Here is a 16821-nt window from a genome sequence, read left to right on the forward strand (position 1 = left end):
CTCTGCTCGCGGTTGATCGCGGGGTTGACCTTGGGCCCGGGTCATGAGCGTCGGGCGAAGCGGGCCCTCTTGGGATGGTCGATGATTGGATCGATGAGCTTGGCCAGGGTTGCCCCGGCGTCCCTGCCGATGTCGGCGCAGTCTCCCGCGAGCTTGCCCGCCAGCTGGGCTTCCTTGATCTCACGGCATCGGAGTGGTCTTTTCTTGTTCCATTCTTCGGTGAAGGCCTTGCGGAGCGGGTGGGCCGCCGCCCTGCCATCCGGCCGGCCCGCGCAGGCCAGTCCGAGGGCCATGAGTCCACCGCAGAAATAGCCGCAGTGGTCGCCCATTCCCATTCCGCCTCCGAACAGGGAAGCCACGCTCACGAGTTCCCGTGGCTGGTCGAGGTATTGCAGGGTGGCGGCGAGCATGGCCTCGGCGCAGTTTTGGCCGCCCGCACCGAGGTTCTTTGCGGCGAGGTGGCCCAGGTCGGGGCGTGTTGTCGGTTGACTGGACGGCGTTGTGGTGCTGCTCCGGGAAGCCGCTGACTCACTGGCATGCGAAGCGGGCAGAGCGCCGAGGGCCGCGCCGGCCGCTCCCAGGAATGCTCGTCGATTGCAGTGCATGTTCACGGTTGCCTCCTTTCGAGCTTGACCGCACCGTGGGTCATGATAGCGAGCGACGAGCCGGAGTGAAGATCCGCGGGCCGGCAGATGGACCTTTGGGTGGTTCCATCCCGGGAGGCCTGGAGCGGGCCGGAGTTGTCCCGATCCGCAGCTGATTGCCGCTGGGACGCCAGGACGTGGGCGGCCGCCGCCCAGTGCCGGGGGCTGGGGCTCAGTCGGCGCAGTTCGGGTCTGGGGATCTGGCGGCTCCGCTGTAGCACCGCTGGAGGATTCCGAAGTCGGATTGATCGACGTCGTCGTCGAGATCCAGATCGGCCTCGCGGCAATTCTCGTTCTGGAGGAGGACTTCCGGATCGGTCACGCAGGCCAGGAATCTGGTCAGGTCGTCGGCATCCACATCGCCATCCCGGTCGAAGTCCGGGGGCACGGGTTGCCGAGCGCCGGTTACCGAGGCCCAGTCGTTTCCCACGCGTAGTTCGTCCACCAGCCAGAGGGTGTTGGCTCCGGCCTGGATCAGGATTCGGTCCACCGGGGTGGTGGAGTTCTCGTTGGTTGCGCCCGCCAGTGTCCAGGTCAGGGCGTTGTCTGTGCCCGGGATGGCCTCATCCGCGGCGAACACCCTGATGAACAGCTGATCGAAGCTGCCGGTTGCCGTGTCGCCGTCGGCCACCAGCTTGGCGACGAGCAGGTAGGTTATTTGCGAGACGACCGCCCCGGCGGCGGTGCTGCGGGTATCGCCCAACTCGGTCACGAACCAGTGCCCGCCTGTGCCGGCCCCGAAGGCTGCGAGCCGGGCGCCAGCGGCGTCCAGCAGGAGGAAGTCCAGGGCCTGAAGGGTTGATCCGGTGGTGCTTTCCCGCCGAACCAGTGCGGAGAAGTAGTAGGTACCATCGGCGCCGAGGTTCAGCTGCGTGCCCAGGCCGCGGGACATGGACGAGCCCTGGAGGGATGCCGCCCCGCCCGCCGGCTGGTAATCCAGGCCGGCATGCAGCAGGCTCTGAGCGACGATGGTTGCGGTCGCGGCGTTGGCCAGGGTGGTGGTCTGGCTCCATGTGCTGTTCCATCCGTTGCCACCGATGCGGTACTTGAGCCGTCCGGTCGGATAGGCGAACGACTCGGAGGCCCACAGTCCCTGGGTGGTGGCCGGCTCGAGGAACTCGCGGTTGAAGACGGTGTAGGTGATTGACTGGTTGCCGGGATCGCTCCACATTTCCGTGCCGGGGCCGCGTTCCCAGAACACGCCGACCTCATCTCCGTCGAGCCGGACCATGTCCGAGTAGGCCGCCGGTCCCTGGTACAGCAAACGCGGCTTGCCGAAGGTCTGCCCCTCGTCGAAGCTGGATTTGATGGTCAGCCGGGATCGAGCTCCCAGCGGCCCGCCTGTCGGCGCGGAGAAGAGGATACGGTTCTCGGTGGGGTCATCGACGCCCGCCTCGGTGTAGCGTTCCAGTCCTGAGGCTACCGCGGTCATCGCCAGGCCGTTCGCCAGCGGCGACCATGTCGCCCCGCCGTCGGAGCTGAGGGTATGGAACCGGTACGAGCCGGAGTTCTGTCGGACGCTGGCGAACAGCCGTGTGTCGGTCAACTCCACAATCTGCTGCTCATTCGTTGCGAGGTTCATCAGCGCGCCGGCCTGCCAGGTGAGGCCGTGGTCGTCGCTGAACAGGGCGAATGACTGGGTAAACAGGCTGGTTGCCCGCACGGCCGTGGCGGGCACCACCAGCCGTCCGCTCCGGGTCTGGATCGAGCTGCCGAGGTTGGGGTAGAAGTCCTCGTACTGCGGGACGGTGATCCGCTGGGCTGCGGACCACGTCAATCCGTTGTCGTCGCTGTACCTGGCCCAGGTCTGCAGGTCGTCGACGTTTTTCTGGACGTTTGCGGTTCCGACGCCGTTCGGCATCCGCAGGTCGAAGACCCACAGCCGGTTGTTGCTGCGGTCAACCACTGCGACCGCGTTGGCGGCCGAAGTGCGGTCGTTGTCGGTTCGCTCGTCGGTCAGGTTGGCATCTGGATGGCGATCGAGGATTTGTTGGGTTGACCACGTCCGCCCGCCGTCCGTGCTGCGTTTGTAGACCAGGTCGATGTGGGTGCCGCCGGGGTCGGCGGTGCTGGTGAGCCGGCCCTCGGCGACGGCGTGGATGGTTCCGTCGCCGCTTCGGGCAATGGACGGGATGCGGTACATGTAGTACCCGTCCGCGCCGTTGGTGAAGACATCCCTGTGCTCCAGTCTGACGTCGGCCGCCACGGGGGAGGCCATCGCGGCGGTGATCAGGCTGGCCAAGGCAAGGCCACATGGCTTGTTTTTTGAGACGAGCATAGGGTTCCTCCTGGGCGCCGGGAAGGACAGGGTCGACCGTCGCGCGACTTGCGCCGTCGCTGGTTGGGCGAAGTCGTGGTCGGAGGGGGCGACTCGGCGACACACTCCTCGCCGCCCCGCACGCGTGCCTGCGTCTCAGGCCCTGTCGCCGGGCACATCGCAACAGCCACCCGCATGCCGGCCGATGTGGGCGGTTCGGTTCTCAGCGTCGCCGGCGTTGGACGGTGCGTTGGGCGTTTTTGTCAAGCCAACCGGCGCCGGCGGGGCCGTCGCAGGCTTGCGCTGGCGAGGGCCAGCATGACCAGGCTGATCGGCTCGGGAACAGCGGTGACGGCGGCGGTGAACTCGACGCCCCAGTCCTTGATGGCTCCGGGGTATTCCACCTGGGCAATATTGCCGACCAGGTATCCCGGTCCCGGGCCGGGGGTGCTGTCGTTTCCGGAGGTGTTGACGCGGCTGCGGAAACTGGACACCTCGCCCTCGATTCCGTCCTCGGAGAAGACCAGCCAGTAGGTAGCGTCCTTGTCCAGGGTGATGCCGGCGAAGCTGAAGGTGAAGGACTCGCCGGGTGCGATCGGGTCGACGCCGTCATTGAATATGACCGAGGTGGTTGACGAGCCGAGGTAGCCGGAGAAGGACAGGATTCCGTCGCGGGTCGTGTAGACATCCACGAAGACGGGGGCGGCCACGGTGCTGAGTTGCCCGTTGCCGGTGCCGAGTATGGGCGTCTGGGTGGTGTCGTTTGCGGGGCGCGTGAAGGTCAGGGCGTCCAGGGTGAGGGACGGGAATGTGTCGAGGGCGCCGAGTGGACTGACGCTGTTCGGGAACTCACCCGCCGTCGCCCGGAACGCGAACGCGGAGTAGTTGGCCCGGTCTCCCGCCGTGCCGGACCATGGATTGGTGATGGTTGCGGCGTCCGCTGCGGCAGAGAGGCCGAGGGCCAACAGGCAACCGGCGACGGCCAGGGTCGCCACGCGTTTGTTTTTGACCATGGTGTTTCCTCCCAACTCCTTTGGTTGAGGTATGACACGCGAGCCGGCGTGTGCGGGCTGGCGCGACGTTCGCGCCATGCATGGTCTGCTCACCGCCACGGGTTCCACGGTTTTGCCGGTACGCGAGCAGTCCGAGTCGCCGTGGCGTCCTGCTGAGATCCGTCGCCCGTCGAGCTGTCAGGGCAGCGACAGGCAGTCGGGATTGGCCTCCACGTAGGGTCCCGAGGCGCACCTGACGAAGTCCTCCACATCCTGTGATGTGATGGCCAGGTCGCTGTCGGTGTCGAAGCAGGCGCACTCGGCTCGGGGCCATTGTCCGGAAACGGTCCCGAAGCACAACTGGAGCATGCTGAAGTCCACCTGGTCGACGTCTCCGTCCTGGTCTCCGTCCACGATCGGGGTTCCGCATCGGGTGAAGGTGCCGATCATGGTCGCGTACTCGTTGGCGATCCAGTCCGCCGAACGCGCGACGTTGGCCAGGCGGATTTCGTCCATCAGTCCGTTGAACCAGTTGCCGGATGTATCCCACACCCCGCCTCCGCCGATCTTGACGGTGTAGCTGGAGGCGCCGTAGTAGCCGGGCTTATTGGCGATTTCGTCCACGGGGGCATCGCCGCCGGTGGCCACCAGGACGCCGTCGATGAACAGCTGGGGCCCAGGCACCGCCGGGTATGCTCCTGGGACTCCCGGATTGCCGACCAGGTGCAGGTAGTGCCACTCGTTGAGGGCGGGCGTGTAGGGGGCTACCACGCTTCCGGCGGCCAGGGTGTAGCCGGTGAGGTCGAAGGGGGAGGCTGTCCCGGTGATGAAGCCGAACTCGATGGCGTCGTTTTGCCCGAACAATCCCATCCGGGTTCCGAGGGTTTTCGGGTGGATCCACCCGCTGAGGGTGAACTCATGCAGGTTGCTGAGGAAGGGGCTGCCGAGGTCGATGAACGCGCTGGTGCCATCGAACCTGCGGCCCAAGCCGATCGCGCCGACCGGGTCGACCTCGTCGGGCACGCTGGTGGTGTTCGTATTCATGCCGTTGCGGCCATGGGCTGTCGAGTCGGTGATGGCGACCGGGTCGGCGAAATGATAGACGCCCAGGTAGGAGGACGACCACGTGCTGCGGGCCATCTGGGCAGCGGCGGCGTCCGGGTAATTCCAGTACATCCAGATGTAGTCGCCGACGGAGGAGACCTGGGGGGCTCGCACCCAGATGAGCGAGGTTCCGGTCGGATCCCACTTCTCGATCTCGAATGCCAGGGCGGTGGTCACGGCGGCATCGGAGAACCGGATATCTGCTCCGGTCGCGGCGAAGCCGGCGTAGTCATTCGTGGCGGATGCGGTGAGCGTGACCAGCACGGGGAAATCCTGGAGGGGCGTGCTGCCCCGGAAGCCGCCGAAGCCGATCCTGCGCTTATTCTGCCAATTGCTGATGGCGTCCTCGGCCGCGTCGGCGATCGTGACGGTTGCGTCGGGTGTTCCGGCGATGGCGTAAGCCACGCGATCGGTGAGCGTCAGGACGACGGTCTCGGACCCCTCCAAGGGCAGCCAGTCATGGATCACGTTCACCGCGAGTGTTGCCTCGCTCTGGCCGGCGGCCAGTGTCAGTGTGCCGGGCAGGGCGGTGTAATCACCGCCGGCGGTTGCTGTTCCGCTCACCTTATACTCGATGGTCAGCGGCAGGTTCATGCTGCCTCCCGAGCGAGTGATCAGGAACTCGCCGTGGGTGGCGGGCTCGGCCGCGTTCGATTGGCTGGCCGCGATCTGGACCTGGGCCGCGCTGCCCCCGTAGAGAATGAAGTCGTCCACCATGGTGGCGTACTGGTTCGCGATCCAATCGGCGGACCGGGCGGCCGCCAGGATCTGCACCTCGTCCACGACACCGGTGAAGTACTGGGCGGCGGCGGCGTGGCGCCCGAACTTGAGCGAGCTGGTTTCGGCGATCGGCGGGCCGGACGGTCCCTCGTTGAGACTGACCAGCACACCGTCACGATAGCTCTTGAGGGTCTCGCCGTCGTAGGTTCCCACCAGGTAGTACCAGGTCTCAGCCTCAAGCGGTTCGAGACTGGAGGAGTACCAGGCGGCCCCTTGCACGCCGCCTTGGCAGTTGAGGGCGAAGGCGCCCTGGAACGCGGCCTGGGCGTGGTTCCAGTTGATCTGGTAGTTGCTTTCGCGATGCACGAGGCCGCTGGCCTGGAGGGAAATGGGTGCGGCCGGGCTGCGGGCCCAGGCGGTCACCGTAAAGCCCGTGCTGCTGATGCCGTCGCCGAGGTTCTCTCTATTGCCCGTGTCCAGGTAGTTCTGCTGGCTGGCCGCGAAGCTCACCCCTTTTCCGATCCGGGCGAGTACGGGATCGGGCAAGTCGGGGGTGGCCAACGCGCTCATCGGGCTGGCGTCGTTGCCGCGCAGGGTGGAGTCCAGATAGCGGCCGTCGTTGCCGGGCCCGTTCAGGTGCCAGACACCGATGTAGTCGCCGGACCACAAGAGGTTAAGGCATTGGGCGGCGATGGCTGTCGGGTTGTTCCAGACCAAGGTCATCGAATCGGAGCCGCTGGCGATGAGCGGTACGCGCACCCAGATGAACGATGCCCCGGCCGGATCCCAGCTCTCGATCTCGAAGGGGAGGCTCAGATCCCCGAACTTGAAACGGATGTCCGCACCGTTGGCCGCGAAGCCCGCGTAGTTGCCCACGCGATCGGGTGTCAGCACCACGAGGAGGGGGAAGTCGGTCAAGGCTTCGCTCCCGGTATAGCCCCCGAAGACCAGGGGGAGTGATTGCGTCCAGTGATTCCAGGAACCGTCGTCGGCGATGGTGACGGTGGCCGAGCTCTGCGGCCCGACCGCGTACTGGGCGATCGGGGCATTGCTGGGAGTGATGGTCAGGATGACGGTTTCTGTTCCCTCAGTGGTGCCGTCCTCGAAAGGGGTTACCGGGATGGTCACACTGGCTTCGCCGGCGGGAATGACCAAGATTCCGTTGAGGTAGGCGTAGTCGGCCGCGTTCGTGGCTCCGCCGGACATGGCGTAGGCGATGGTCAGCGCAAACAGCGTTGGGCCCGTGCGAGTCACGACGAAAGACCCGGGGTCACCTGCCACCTCGCCGGCCGCTGCGTCTGGCGCCTGCACGGTCACGGTGGCGGGTGTGTCGTCGCTGGTCAGTTCGATGGTGGCGGTGTCGGGCGTGCCGACCAGGTATGATCTTGGCGTCAGGGTCGCGGTGATTGTCTCCGTATCCTCGACCTCGCTGTCGTCGATCGGAGTGATGGTGAAGCTCGCCTGGGCCTGGTTTGCAGGGATGGTGACGGAGCCGGAGGGGTTCAGGTAATCGACGCCCGCGATGGCGGTGCCGCTGAGGAGATAAGACACCTCCAGATCTCCGGAGGGCCCGCCGGTGCGGGTCACCGTGAAGGAGCCGGGGGTTGCCGGTTCGCCGGCGGGTGTGCCGGCCGTGATCGTGACCGTGGCTGAGTCGCCCGGGTTGGGATTCACGACGGCGATGAATTCGACGCCCCAGTCCTGCAGGGCTCCCGGGTATTCCACTTGGGCAGTATTTCCAACCAGATATCCTCTTCCCGGTCCGGCCGCGCCGTCGCTGCCGGACGTGTTGACCCGGGTGCGGAAACTGGAGACCTCACCCTCCATCGCGTCCTCGGAGAAGACCAGCCAGTATGTCGTGTCCTTATCGATGAGAAGGCCTGAGAAGTAGAAGGTGAACGACTCGCCTGGCGAGATCGGGTCGATACCGTCGTTGAAGATGACTGAATTGGTGGAGGATCCGAGGTAGCCGGAGTAGGACAGGATCCCGTCGCGGCTTGTGTAGACGTCCAGGAAGACCGGTGCGGTCACGCTGCTCAGTTGTCCGTTGGCAATCCCCAGGATGGGGGTCTGGGTTGTATCGTTTGCGGGACGCGTGAAGGTCAGCGAATCGAGCCCAACCACCTGAACTTCGTTCAGCGCCCCGAGCGGATCGATGCTGTTCGGATAATTGCCTGCCGTGACGCGGAACGCGAACGCGGAGTAGTTGGCCCGGTCTCCGGCCGTACCGGACCATGGATTGGTGATGGTTGCGGCGTCTGCCGGAGCGGACGCCCCGACGGCCAGCAGGCAGCCCACGAGGGTTACGGCCGCCAAACGCATGCTCATGCTCATGACACTTTCTCCCGCCTCCTCGGCCAAGACGAGACATGTGAGTTGGGGCGACGTTCGCGCCGCCCATCATTTCGGTTAGGGCGTCTGCCCTTGCAGCGACTCCAGCACGAAGCTTCGTCCGAAGGCCACGTGTCGGCGCATCATCTGCTCCGCTTGTTCTTCGTCACCTGAACGCAGGGTACGGACGATGCGTGCGTGGTCGCGCCAGGTTATTGCCGCGGCCCGCAGGCTGAGCATCTGCGGGTTTTGGCGCTGCACCGCGAAGGCCATGGCGAGCAGGCGGAGGTTTCCGACGATGGCCGTCAGCCACCGATTGCGTGATGCCAGCAGAAGCAGGGCGTGGAATCGCTCCTCATTGTCGTTCCATCGGAGCATCTCGTCGGGTGTGGCGCTCGTGCGTCCCTCGTCGCGGATGTGCCGGGCGATACGCCGCCAGTCCGCGCAAATGGCCTCCATCTCGAGGAGTTCCGCGTCGGTGATGTGGCGAGCTGCCCGGCGAGCCGCGAAGGGTTCGAGGTGCTCGCGCAGGTCGTAGAGTTGGAGCAGCTCCTGGAAGTCGATCTGGTGCACGTAGGCCCCGGCGCCCGGCACAAACTCGAAGACCCCTTCACTCACTAGACGGTTGATCGCCTCTCGAAGCGGCGTCTGGCTGACACGCAGCTCCTTTGCGATGACCCGGTTGACGAGACGCTGGCCCGCCTGAAGCTCGCCGCGGACGAGCTTCTGCCTAAGGCCGTGGTATGCGCGATCTGCGAGGGTTGGTTCCATGATGTATCATGCTATATCATATCACTCACCCACCCCAGGTCAAGGTCATCCGTTCGATTCCAGCGCTGTGTTTGCATCTTATGGGACCGATCGCATGTTATCGGACCCATCGGGTGTTCTTGGCCTGATCGCCGGTTCGCAGGCCCATTCTCCTGTTTCCCCTCGATGTCTGGTGATTCGCTGGAGGCCAGGTTCTTTTCTCGCGGTCGCCGGAGGGGCTTCCGGCGTGGCATGGGAGCGGGGGTGCTTTGGGGGGAGCCGTGGTCGAAGGCGTGGCCAGCCATATCGAAGATGAAGGTGTGGAATCTCTCGGCGAGTGGTTCGCATCCCGGGTTTGGGTGACTTGGCGTGGCGTCCTCCAACACTTGCCGGCTGGTCGGATTTGGGGCCGGTGGGGGCCGCAAGGATTGCGGCGCGGGTCGATCCGTGAGATGTCATGGGTAGCGTTTGCGATGTCCTGGGGCCTGACGGCCAGACTGGGGTCGGGGTACATGCCCTCGGTGTTGCCACGTTGCCCGGTGTTGTCGCAGGGGCAGGGTGATGGTCGGGGCAATCGCCGTGCCGGAGGTGTTCGTCCTGGTCGGCGTTGTTCACCCTTGTCTCGCCGGGGTGGTGGGGATCGCGGTCGATCGCCTCAGCTCCTGCGGCCGGGAGCGTGGTTCGACTGTGGTTTCGTGCCCGGGACGGCCGAGCTCGGGACGTGGGATTTCGCCGCTGTGATCGGGGCGGCTTGGGTGAGCTTGCTGCGTGTCGCAGTGCGCCGGTCCTGAACGCTTGACCGGTAGGTAGGCTGTGATAGGTTAGGGGCCCTGCTTACCTTCGATGAACTTGGATTCAGGAGAATCGGCGGGGCAGGTGGTCGTTGCTCACGGAGGCCCGGCGGTCCGCGAGGGCTGGCCGAAGGCTGGTGGTTGGCGTTTTGTTTGGCGGATGAGGCGAGGGCGGTGCGCTACCGGGGCCATATCGGGTGGCTGTGGGTCGCGAGGGTGCGGTAGCGTGGCGTTTCCTGTCGAGGCGAGAACGAGGAGTGGCTTCTATGAAGCATGGTGTTGAGGAAGGTGGTTGTGGAGTCTTGATGCTCGCGGCGAAGTATCTCGGAGCAGCCTGCAGTGTGGCGATGGCAGTGTGCTGTTTTGGCTGTTCACAAGTGGACCCGAAACCTGATTATGCGCGGGCTCGCGATCTGATCAAGGCCAGTGCCGGCCAGGACGTGGTCTACTCGCCTGCGGAGCCTGGGCTGACCGAGGACGAGATTCAGGCCTTCCTGGCGGAGGGGCTGGCGCAGGAGGAAGCGGTTCGCATTGCGTTGCTCAACAACCGGGAGCTGCAGGCGGCGTTCTATGACATTGGAGTGGCGCGGGCCGATTGGGTTCAGTCGGGTCTGCTGGCGAACCCGACGATCAGCACGGCGCTGCGTTTTCCAAGTGGTGGCGGTTCGACGGACATCCTGGGTGCTTTCTCTCAGAACATCGCTGACCTCTGGCAGATTCCGATCCGCAAGAAGGTGGCGGAGGGGCTGGTCGAGCAAGCCGTTTTGCGCGTGGCCGGAGTGGGCAGCAGCGTAGCCGGCAACGTCCGGCGGGCGTATCAGGATGCGGTGACGGCGGAGGACAGCGCCGACCTGGCGAGCCGGAACGCCCAGCAGGCGAGCGCATCGGTGGCCGTGGTCCGCGGGCGGCGAAGCCCGGCCGCGTCGCCCTTGGATGTGGACATGGTGCGTGGCGACGCGATGCAGGCGGAGCTGGCCGCCCAGGAAGCGAAGGCCGAGGTGGCGGTGAGGCGTCACCAGTTGGCTAAGTTGCTCAGTTTAGCGTCGTTGCCGGATCACGTGCGGCTGACGGATCGGCTGCGTGATGCGGGTTCGGTGCCGCTTCCTGCCGACAAAGCCATCGCAGTGGCCCGTGTGAAACGGGTGGATCTCCAGGCGGCCTCGAAGGCCGAGGTGGCGACTCAGGCCCAGATCAAATCCGAGTATACCAAGATGATTCCGGCGTTTAATCTGGGCATGGACATGGAGCGTGAACCGCAGATCGAGGAGACCAGCAAGAGTCGGCTGGCGACGATTCGGGATGCGGTGAGGACCAATGTGCGTTCGCGGGCACTCAGCGGCATAACCGGGGGTGCGGGTGCCGCGTTGCCGCTGGGTGGTCTGACCGCGGCCGCCGAACCCGAGGAGGAGGCGGCCCTGGGGCCACTTCTGGCGGTCACGCTGCCGATTTTTGACCAGAACCTGGCCCAGGTTTCCAAGGCCAAGCTGCTTCATGAGCAGGCGGTGAAGCAGCGTGAGCTGCTCGAGACCAACGTGGGCCATGACATTGCGATGCAGCACGACCGGGCCGAGCTGGCCTCGCGGAATCTCACGTTTTACCGGGACAAGCTCGTTCCGCAGGCGGAGCTGAATCTCAAGGGTGCGGAAGCGGATTACCAGACGGGGAAGATCCCGGCGGTGACGTTGCTGGATGCTCAGCGGACCCTGTTCGATGTTCGTCATCAGCACCTGCAGGCCCGGGGCAATGCGACCACGGCGATTGCCGACCTGGAACAGGCGGTCGGAGCTCCGCTGGCCGTGGCGGCGACCATGCCGGCGGCGGAACTGGCTGCCCCGACCGCTTCCGGCAAGACGACGCCTACGCTGAGTGTGCCGATTCCGAGCGCCCTGCCTGCGACCCCGGTCGGTCAGTCGTTGACTGGCGTGCCGGCCCTACCTGCGGGGCCGGTTTCTCCGGGCATGCCGGCCCTGAAGGCTCCCGCTTTGCCCGCGGTGCCGGCTCCTCCGGGCGGGTTGCCTGCCCTGAAGCCCCCGACCCTGCCCGTGGTGCCGGCCTCGCCGGGCCCGTCGCCCGTGCAAAAGGCCCAGGAACTAGAAGGCGCCGTTTTCAAGGTAATACCTCCTATAAATGCTCAGAAGAAGTAGGGTTTCACACCAGCCCGGCGGACAGGCGGTCGGATCGCTCCTGACGGAGGCTGAGGCGTCTGCCCGGTGGCTGCACCTTTCTTCAGCCCTGGCGGGCGAAAGGGAGATGGCAGGAGCCCTGGGTACTTCGTGGCGAGCGGGCCAGGGTGGCTTGGACCTTGCTTGTTCGACCCGGGCATGCAGCGTAAACTCCGGCCTAATCACTTGTTGGCCTTGCCGCGATGGCCGATAGATGGGGAGGGGCTTGACCGGTGGGTTGAGCCCCGGGGTTTATCAGACGGAGTGAGAACGTGAGGATGTCCGACGCCCACCGGCGAGGTGGGATTACGATTTCGTTCGAGTTGTTTCCGCCGAAGGACAGCGACGGTGAGGCGAAGCTGTTTGGGCAGGCGTTGCCCGCTCTGATCAAGCTGGAGCCGGCTTTTGTGACCTGCACGTACGGAGCGGGGGGGACGACCAAGGCCAAGACGCTTGAGACGATCACGCGTATCAGGCAGGCAACGGATCTGGAAGTCGCCAGTCATCTGACATGTGTAGGGGCCACCACCGAGGAGATCGACACGTTCCTCGATCACATTCACGAACAGGGCATCACCAATGTTGTGGCCTTGAGGGGTGATCCGCCCAAGGACGACCCCGGTTTCGTGGCCAATCCGGCCGGTTTGAGGTATGCGGCGGACCTGGTGGCCTACCTGAGCAGGCGAGGCGGCTTGGATGTGGCCGTGGCCGGCTATCCGGAAGGGCACCCGGAGTGCCCGGACAAGGTGGCGGACTGGCAACGTTGCGCGGAGAAGGTCGAAGCCGGGGCGGGGCTGGTCATAACGCAGCTGTTTTATGACAACCGGGACTTTTTCGAGTTTGACCAGTACCTCAAGAACAAGATGGGTGTGCAGGTACCCGTTGTGCCCGGGATTCTGCCCATTCTGAGTGGTCCGCAGATCCGTCGTTTCTGCAGTCTGTGCGGGGCGAAGGTACCGGCCGAGGTTAGCAGGAAGCTGGACACGTTCGGTGACGATCACATCGCCTCGCGGGAATACGGTGTCGAGGTGGCGACGGAGATGTGCCAGGAGTTGATCGAGTACGGCGTGCCGGGCTTTCACTTCTACACGCTGAACCGGGTGCATTCGACGCGCGAGGTGCTGCAGAATCTGGGCTTGGCCGCCAAGTGATCATGTCCGAGGATTCTCCACCGACTGGCGAGGAATGGGTCGCGACCGGGAGATGGGCGCGGGATGTGGCCCTACTGGTTGTCGTCCAGCTTGGGTTGGGGCTGGTCTGCCTCAAGACGGTTCCCCGGGTGTACAACGATGACGCCTGGGAAGCCTCGCTCGGTTACTGCCTGGCCTATGACGGCTCGCTTCGGCACGGGATCATTGAAGGCTGGGGGGGGCTACATGTCCATTTCGTGCAGAACCAGGTGATTCAGCCGCTGCTGCTGGCGGGGATGTACCACGTTTTTGGCTTTAGTCTGTTTACCAGCCGAGTGGCATCCGTGTTGATGGGGATGCTGGCGGTGGCGGCCATCTACGGAGTGATGCGAGTCTGGCTGGGGCGGCGGCTGGCGTTATGGGTGGCCTTGTTCACGCTGATGCATCCATGGTTTTTCGAGTTGAGCCGGCGGGTGCGGCCGGACATTTTCGTGATTGCCCTGGCGTGGTCGGCCTTATGGGTATGGGTTGGCAAGGTGGATCGGCGGCCGCGGTTTGCAGCAGTGGGCGCGGGGGTGATGGCAGCCCTGGCCGCCCTGGCTCATCCGACGGGACTTGTGCTCGGGGTGGCGCTGATTGGTGGCGTGTTGTGCTGGATGAGGCCGACGCGGCTCCGCACCCTGGTGATCTGGGGTCTTCCTGCTTTTCTGGTCACGCTGTTGCCTTATATTGGGTATGTGCTTTGGGCGACTCAGGATCCTCAGGTTCGGTTTTTTGAGCAGATGCGCGGCGGGAAGCCGGTGGTTTCGACCGGGTGGTCGGTGATCGTGACGGGTGAGTTGCAGCGGTGGAGGCATTTTCTGCAGTGGCCGAAGGGTGCTCCGCTGGCGGCGGTGATTCTGGTCGGCTGGCTGGCGGGATGGGTCCGCTCAACGCGAGGGGACAAGGCCATGGCGACATGCATTCTGCTGTTTGCGGCGGCCATGCCATTCACGACGGTGAACAACACGTCGCGGTACCTGGTGGGTCTCATTCCGCTGATGGTGGCACTTGCGGTGCGGATGGGTGAACGCCTCCTGGTGGAGCGGCGGGTGGAGGGCCGTTCGGCCCGTTGGTGGCAGATGGGCGTCGTGGCAGGGGCTGTGGTCCTGTATGTCGGGATGAGCGCGGCCGGTATTGGGCTAATGATCTGGCGTGTTCGGAACGCGGATCTGGATCGCGTGGCGGCCAGGATATCGGCGATCACCGGCCCTGAAGCGAAGGTATATGGTGAGCAGCTATTTTGGCTGGTACAGGAGGGTCGTTTTCGATATGGTCCATACCCGCTCGACTATCGCTGGCGAGCGACGGTAGAGGACGTGGCGCGTCACGGTTTTGGCTACGCGGTCCGCACGGCCTGGAAGTTCGAGGCAAGTCGGGGGGTTGATGTGCCTCCGATGTCGATGCCGGCGTGGCGGCCCGACTACATCGTCGACCAGGTCTGCCGGCAGCGGGGGAGTCTGGTGAGTGCGTTTCGTGACCCGGACTTCGGGCCGATCGAGGTCTACAGGCTTCGGTGGGACGATCCGAACGGCAGTGGGTCTGCTCCAGCGAGCGGGGCGGTCGATGAGCGAGGCTGAGGATCGAGGTCGATGAGCGTGGCTGAGGACCAAGGTAAGGTTGTGGTCGGAGGGGAGGCGGCCCCGCGTGTGCTTGGGGGGACGCGACTGCTCCGGCGGCGTTTACCTTCGTTTCGGATCCTCCGGAGAACGCTGATTGGCTACTGGGTTCTGATGTTCTGTGCGACGCATTGGCCGGACGTAGACCGTTTCAGGCCGGAAAGCGGCTGGCCGTTTCCGGAGTTCGATCGGTTGGTGCACTTTGGTTTGTACGCCGTCTGGGGTTTGTTGTGGTGGATGATCTTCCTGGTGAGTCGGCGCGCGGTGAGCCGATGGGTGATAGGGTGGGTGCTGGCGGGCGGGGTTGTCTGGGCGGCGTTTGACGAGTGCACGCAGGCGGTTGTGGGGCGGACGCCGGACGTTATCGACTTCGTGTGCGACGTGGGCGGGTTGCTGGCGAGTCTGGTGGTGTTCCGGCTCTACTGGCGGTTCAGATCAGGTGAGGATCGGGTATCGGCCTGACGGGAATGCGTCAGTTAAGGTTGTATTTGGTGAGTCAGGAGTAACGACGTTGGCAGATGGGCTTGGGTCGGACAGCGGTTTGATTGTGCCGGAATCCCGTCTTGTGGTGCCCGCGGAAGGCGAGGGTCGTTGGTATGTGGCCCACACTCGTTCGCGGAATGAGAAGATCCTGGCCGAGGAGATGGGCCGGATACAGATCTTCAGCTACCTGCCGCTGACGGAGCGGGTGACCCGGAGTGCGGTGACGCGGCGTGTGTCCCGGAGCATGGTTCCGGTGTTTCCGGGGTATGTTTTTTTTCTGGCCAACGAGGAACAGCGTTACCTGGCGTTACGTACAAACCGCATTGCCCAGGTGTTGAACGTTCCGGATCAAGGGCAGCTTGTGGCCGAACTGCGGCAGGTTCATCATTTGCTGGCGCACACGAATGATTTCAGTGTGTCCAGCCGATTGGAGGTTGGGGATTGGGTACGGATCGTCGCCGGACCGCTTCGGGGTCTGGAGGGGGTTGTCACGCGTCGTGCTGACCGCTGGCGTCTTCATCTGAACGTGACCACGCTGGGTCAGAGCGTTCATGTCGAGATCAGCGCTGAAGATGTGGAGAAGACGGACCCGCCCGTTGGGGCCGGGGCTGGTGGTCGCTCGGCGTCCCGTCCGGGATAGCGAAGGCTAGGCTTTCGGACAAGCTGGAAAACTCTGTTCAAAACCGATCCCCAACTCCTGTGCGGGGTTGTGGCGGACCGATATCATATTGTCATTGCCGTGTTTGCGGCAATTTGGCCCTCGATTGGGGTGGTCCGATAAGTTGGGCGCTACGGCGGCCGACGGGGACGGAGTCTAGGCAGGGCAGGGGGTCGGAAACCGTTCATGGGACACGTTGTCGTCACTGGTGCGGCGGGGTTTATTGGCTCGCATCTTTCTGAAGCCCTGCTGCGGGGCGGCTGGCGGGTGACGGGGCTGGACTCGTTTGACAGCTTTTATGATCCGGTGGTGAAGTGGCGGAACGTGTCGGGCTGTCTTGGCCAAGAGGGTTTTAGGCTTGTTGAGGGGGACATTCGGGACGGGGTGGTCGTTGATGCCGTCTTAGGCGGGGGGGTGGACGCGGTGGTGCACCTGGCCGCCCGGGCGGGGGTTCGGCCGTCCATTGAAGAGCCTCTGCTGTACGAGGATGTAAACATCCATGGGACCGGTGTGTTGCTGGAGGCGGCGCGGAAGCACGCGGTCGGTCGGTTCATCTTTGCGAGCAGTTCGAGTGTTTACGGCAACAACAGGAAGGTCCCATTTAGCGAATTGGACAATGTGGATCATCCGATCTCGCCTTACGCTGCGACGAAGAAGGCCGGCGAATTGGTCTGCCACACGTATCATCACCTGTTTGGCATGGCGGTGACGTGTTTGCGTTTTTTCACCGTGTATGGGCCGCGGCAACGGCCGGATCTGGCGATCCACAAGTTTGCCCGGCTGATCGAGCAAGGCAAGCCGATCCCGGTGTTTGGGGATGGTACGATGATGAGGGACTACACCTTCATCTCGGACATTGTAGCTGGCATCGTAGCGGCGATGGAGCGAGCGAGCGGGTATCACATCTACAACCTGGGTAATTCGAGTCCGGTATCGCTGTCCGATCTGATCGGCGCGTTGGAGGGGGCCTTGGGCAAGAGAGCGATGGTCGATCGGCTGCCCATTCAACCGGGTGATGTGGAGCGGACGTTTGCGGACGTGAGTCGGGCGCGGGCGGAATTGGGGTTCGAGCCGAAGACGGATCTGACGGCGGGGCTGGCGGAGTTTGTTGGATGGTTGCGGGGATCATGAGGTTGTTGGG

11 protein-coding genes are annotated in these 16821 nt (G+C 64.5%); 6 read left to right on the plus strand and 5 right to left on the minus strand.

Annotated features, from left to right (window positions below; genetic code table 11):
- Window positions 1-41: 41 nt before the first annotated feature.
- The 5 genes from KA354_01650 to KA354_01670 form a co-directional block, all read right to left on the minus strand.
- On the minus strand, window positions 42-605 hold the full coding sequence (locus tag KA354_01650; GenBank protein MBP7933327.1) for a C-GCAxxG-C-C family protein: 564 nt from the start codon (window positions 603-605) through the stop codon (window positions 42-44).
- 211 nt (window positions 606-816) lie between these two features.
- The gene (locus tag KA354_01655) at window positions 817-2922 is read right to left on the minus strand and encodes an exo-alpha-sialidase (protein ID MBP7933328.1); all 2106 of its coding nucleotides are present in this window, start codon (window positions 2920-2922) and stop codon (window positions 817-819) included.
- Between the two features lie 242 nt (window positions 2923-3164).
- Window positions 3165-3914 (minus strand): hypothetical protein, encoded by a 750-nt coding sequence (locus KA354_01660; GenBank protein MBP7933329.1) that lies wholly within the window; start codon window positions 3912-3914, stop codon window positions 3165-3167.
- A 177-nt stretch (window positions 3915-4091) separates the two neighbouring features.
- On the minus strand, window positions 4092-8051 hold the full coding sequence (locus KA354_01665) for a DUF2341 domain-containing protein (GenBank protein ID MBP7933330.1): 3960 nt from the start codon (window positions 8049-8051) through the stop codon (window positions 4092-4094).
- Window positions 8052-8126: 75 nt separating this feature from the next.
- On the minus strand, window positions 8127-8819 hold the full coding sequence (locus KA354_01670) for a GntR family transcriptional regulator (protein MBP7933331.1): 693 nt from the start codon (window positions 8817-8819) through the stop codon (window positions 8127-8129).
- A 1036-nt stretch (window positions 8820-9855) separates the two neighbouring features.
- Between KA354_01670 and KA354_01675 the strand changes: the two genes are divergently transcribed.
- The 6 genes from KA354_01675 (at window position 9856) to KA354_01700 (ending at window position 16811) form a co-directional block, all read left to right on the plus strand.
- Complete coding sequence (locus KA354_01675; protein MBP7933332.1) at window positions 9856-11733, plus strand: TolC family protein; 1878 nt, start codon at window positions 9856-9858, stop codon at window positions 11731-11733.
- Window positions 11734-12023: 290 nt separating this feature from the next.
- The gene (metF, locus tag KA354_01680; protein MBP7933333.1) at window positions 12024-12902 is read left to right on the plus strand and encodes a methylenetetrahydrofolate reductase [NAD(P)H]; all 879 of its coding nucleotides are present in this window, start codon (window positions 12024-12026) and stop codon (window positions 12900-12902) included.
- A 65-nt stretch (window positions 12903-12967) separates the two neighbouring features.
- Window positions 12968-14500: a glycosyltransferase family 39 protein gene (locus KA354_01685; protein MBP7933334.1), complete on the plus strand. Its 1533-nt coding sequence runs from the start codon at window positions 12968-12970 to the stop codon at window positions 14498-14500.
- A 12-nt stretch (window positions 14501-14512) separates the two neighbouring features.
- The gene (locus KA354_01690; GenBank protein MBP7933335.1) at window positions 14513-15001 is read left to right on the plus strand and encodes a VanZ family protein; all 489 of its coding nucleotides are present in this window, start codon (window positions 14513-14515) and stop codon (window positions 14999-15001) included.
- A gap of 49 nt (window positions 15002-15050) precedes the next feature.
- Window positions 15051-15662 carry a hypothetical protein gene (locus tag KA354_01695; GenBank protein ID MBP7933336.1) on the plus strand — a complete coding sequence of 204 codons (612 nt, stop codon included), beginning with the start codon at window positions 15051-15053 and terminating at the stop codon, window positions 15660-15662.
- Window positions 15663-15866: 204 nt separating this feature from the next.
- On the plus strand, window positions 15867-16811 hold the full coding sequence (locus tag KA354_01700) for a GDP-mannose 4,6-dehydratase (protein ID MBP7933337.1): 945 nt from the start codon (window positions 15867-15869) through the stop codon (window positions 16809-16811).
- Window positions 16812-16821 lie beyond the last annotated feature (10 nt).

The sequence above is a fragment of the Phycisphaerae bacterium genome, assembly GCA_018003015.1.
GTDB lineage: Bacteria > Planctomycetota > Phycisphaerae > UBA1845 > PWPN01 > JAGNEZ01.

Bases quoted from the DNA above. Each gene is read 5' to 3' on its own strand.
- KA354_01650 (MBP7933327.1), bottom strand. From the start codon at position 605: ATGCACTGCAATCGACGAGCATTCCTGGGAGCGGCCGGCGCGGCCCTC.
- KA354_01655 (MBP7933328.1), bottom strand. From the start codon at position 2,922: ATGCTCGTCTCAAAAAACAAGCCATGTGGCCTTGCCTTGGCCAGCCTG.
- KA354_01660 (MBP7933329.1), bottom strand. From the start codon at position 3,914: ATGGTCAAAAACAAACGCGTGGCGACCCTGGCCGTCGCCGGTTGCCTG.
- KA354_01665 (MBP7933330.1), bottom strand. From the start codon at position 8,051: ATGAGCATGAGCATGCGTTTGGCGGCCGTAACCCTCGTGGGCTGCCTG.
- KA354_01670 (MBP7933331.1), bottom strand. From the start codon at position 8,819: ATGGAACCAACCCTCGCAGATCGCGCATACCACGGCCTTAGGCAGAAG.
- KA354_01675 (MBP7933332.1), top strand. From the start codon at position 9,856: ATGAAGCATGGTGTTGAGGAAGGTGGTTGTGGAGTCTTGATGCTCGCG.
- KA354_01690 (MBP7933335.1), top strand. From the start codon at position 14,513: ATGAGCGTGGCTGAGGACCAAGGTAAGGTTGTGGTCGGAGGGGAGGCG.
- KA354_01700 (MBP7933337.1), top strand. From the start codon at position 15,867: ATGGGACACGTTGTCGTCACTGGTGCGGCGGGGTTTATTGGCTCGCAT.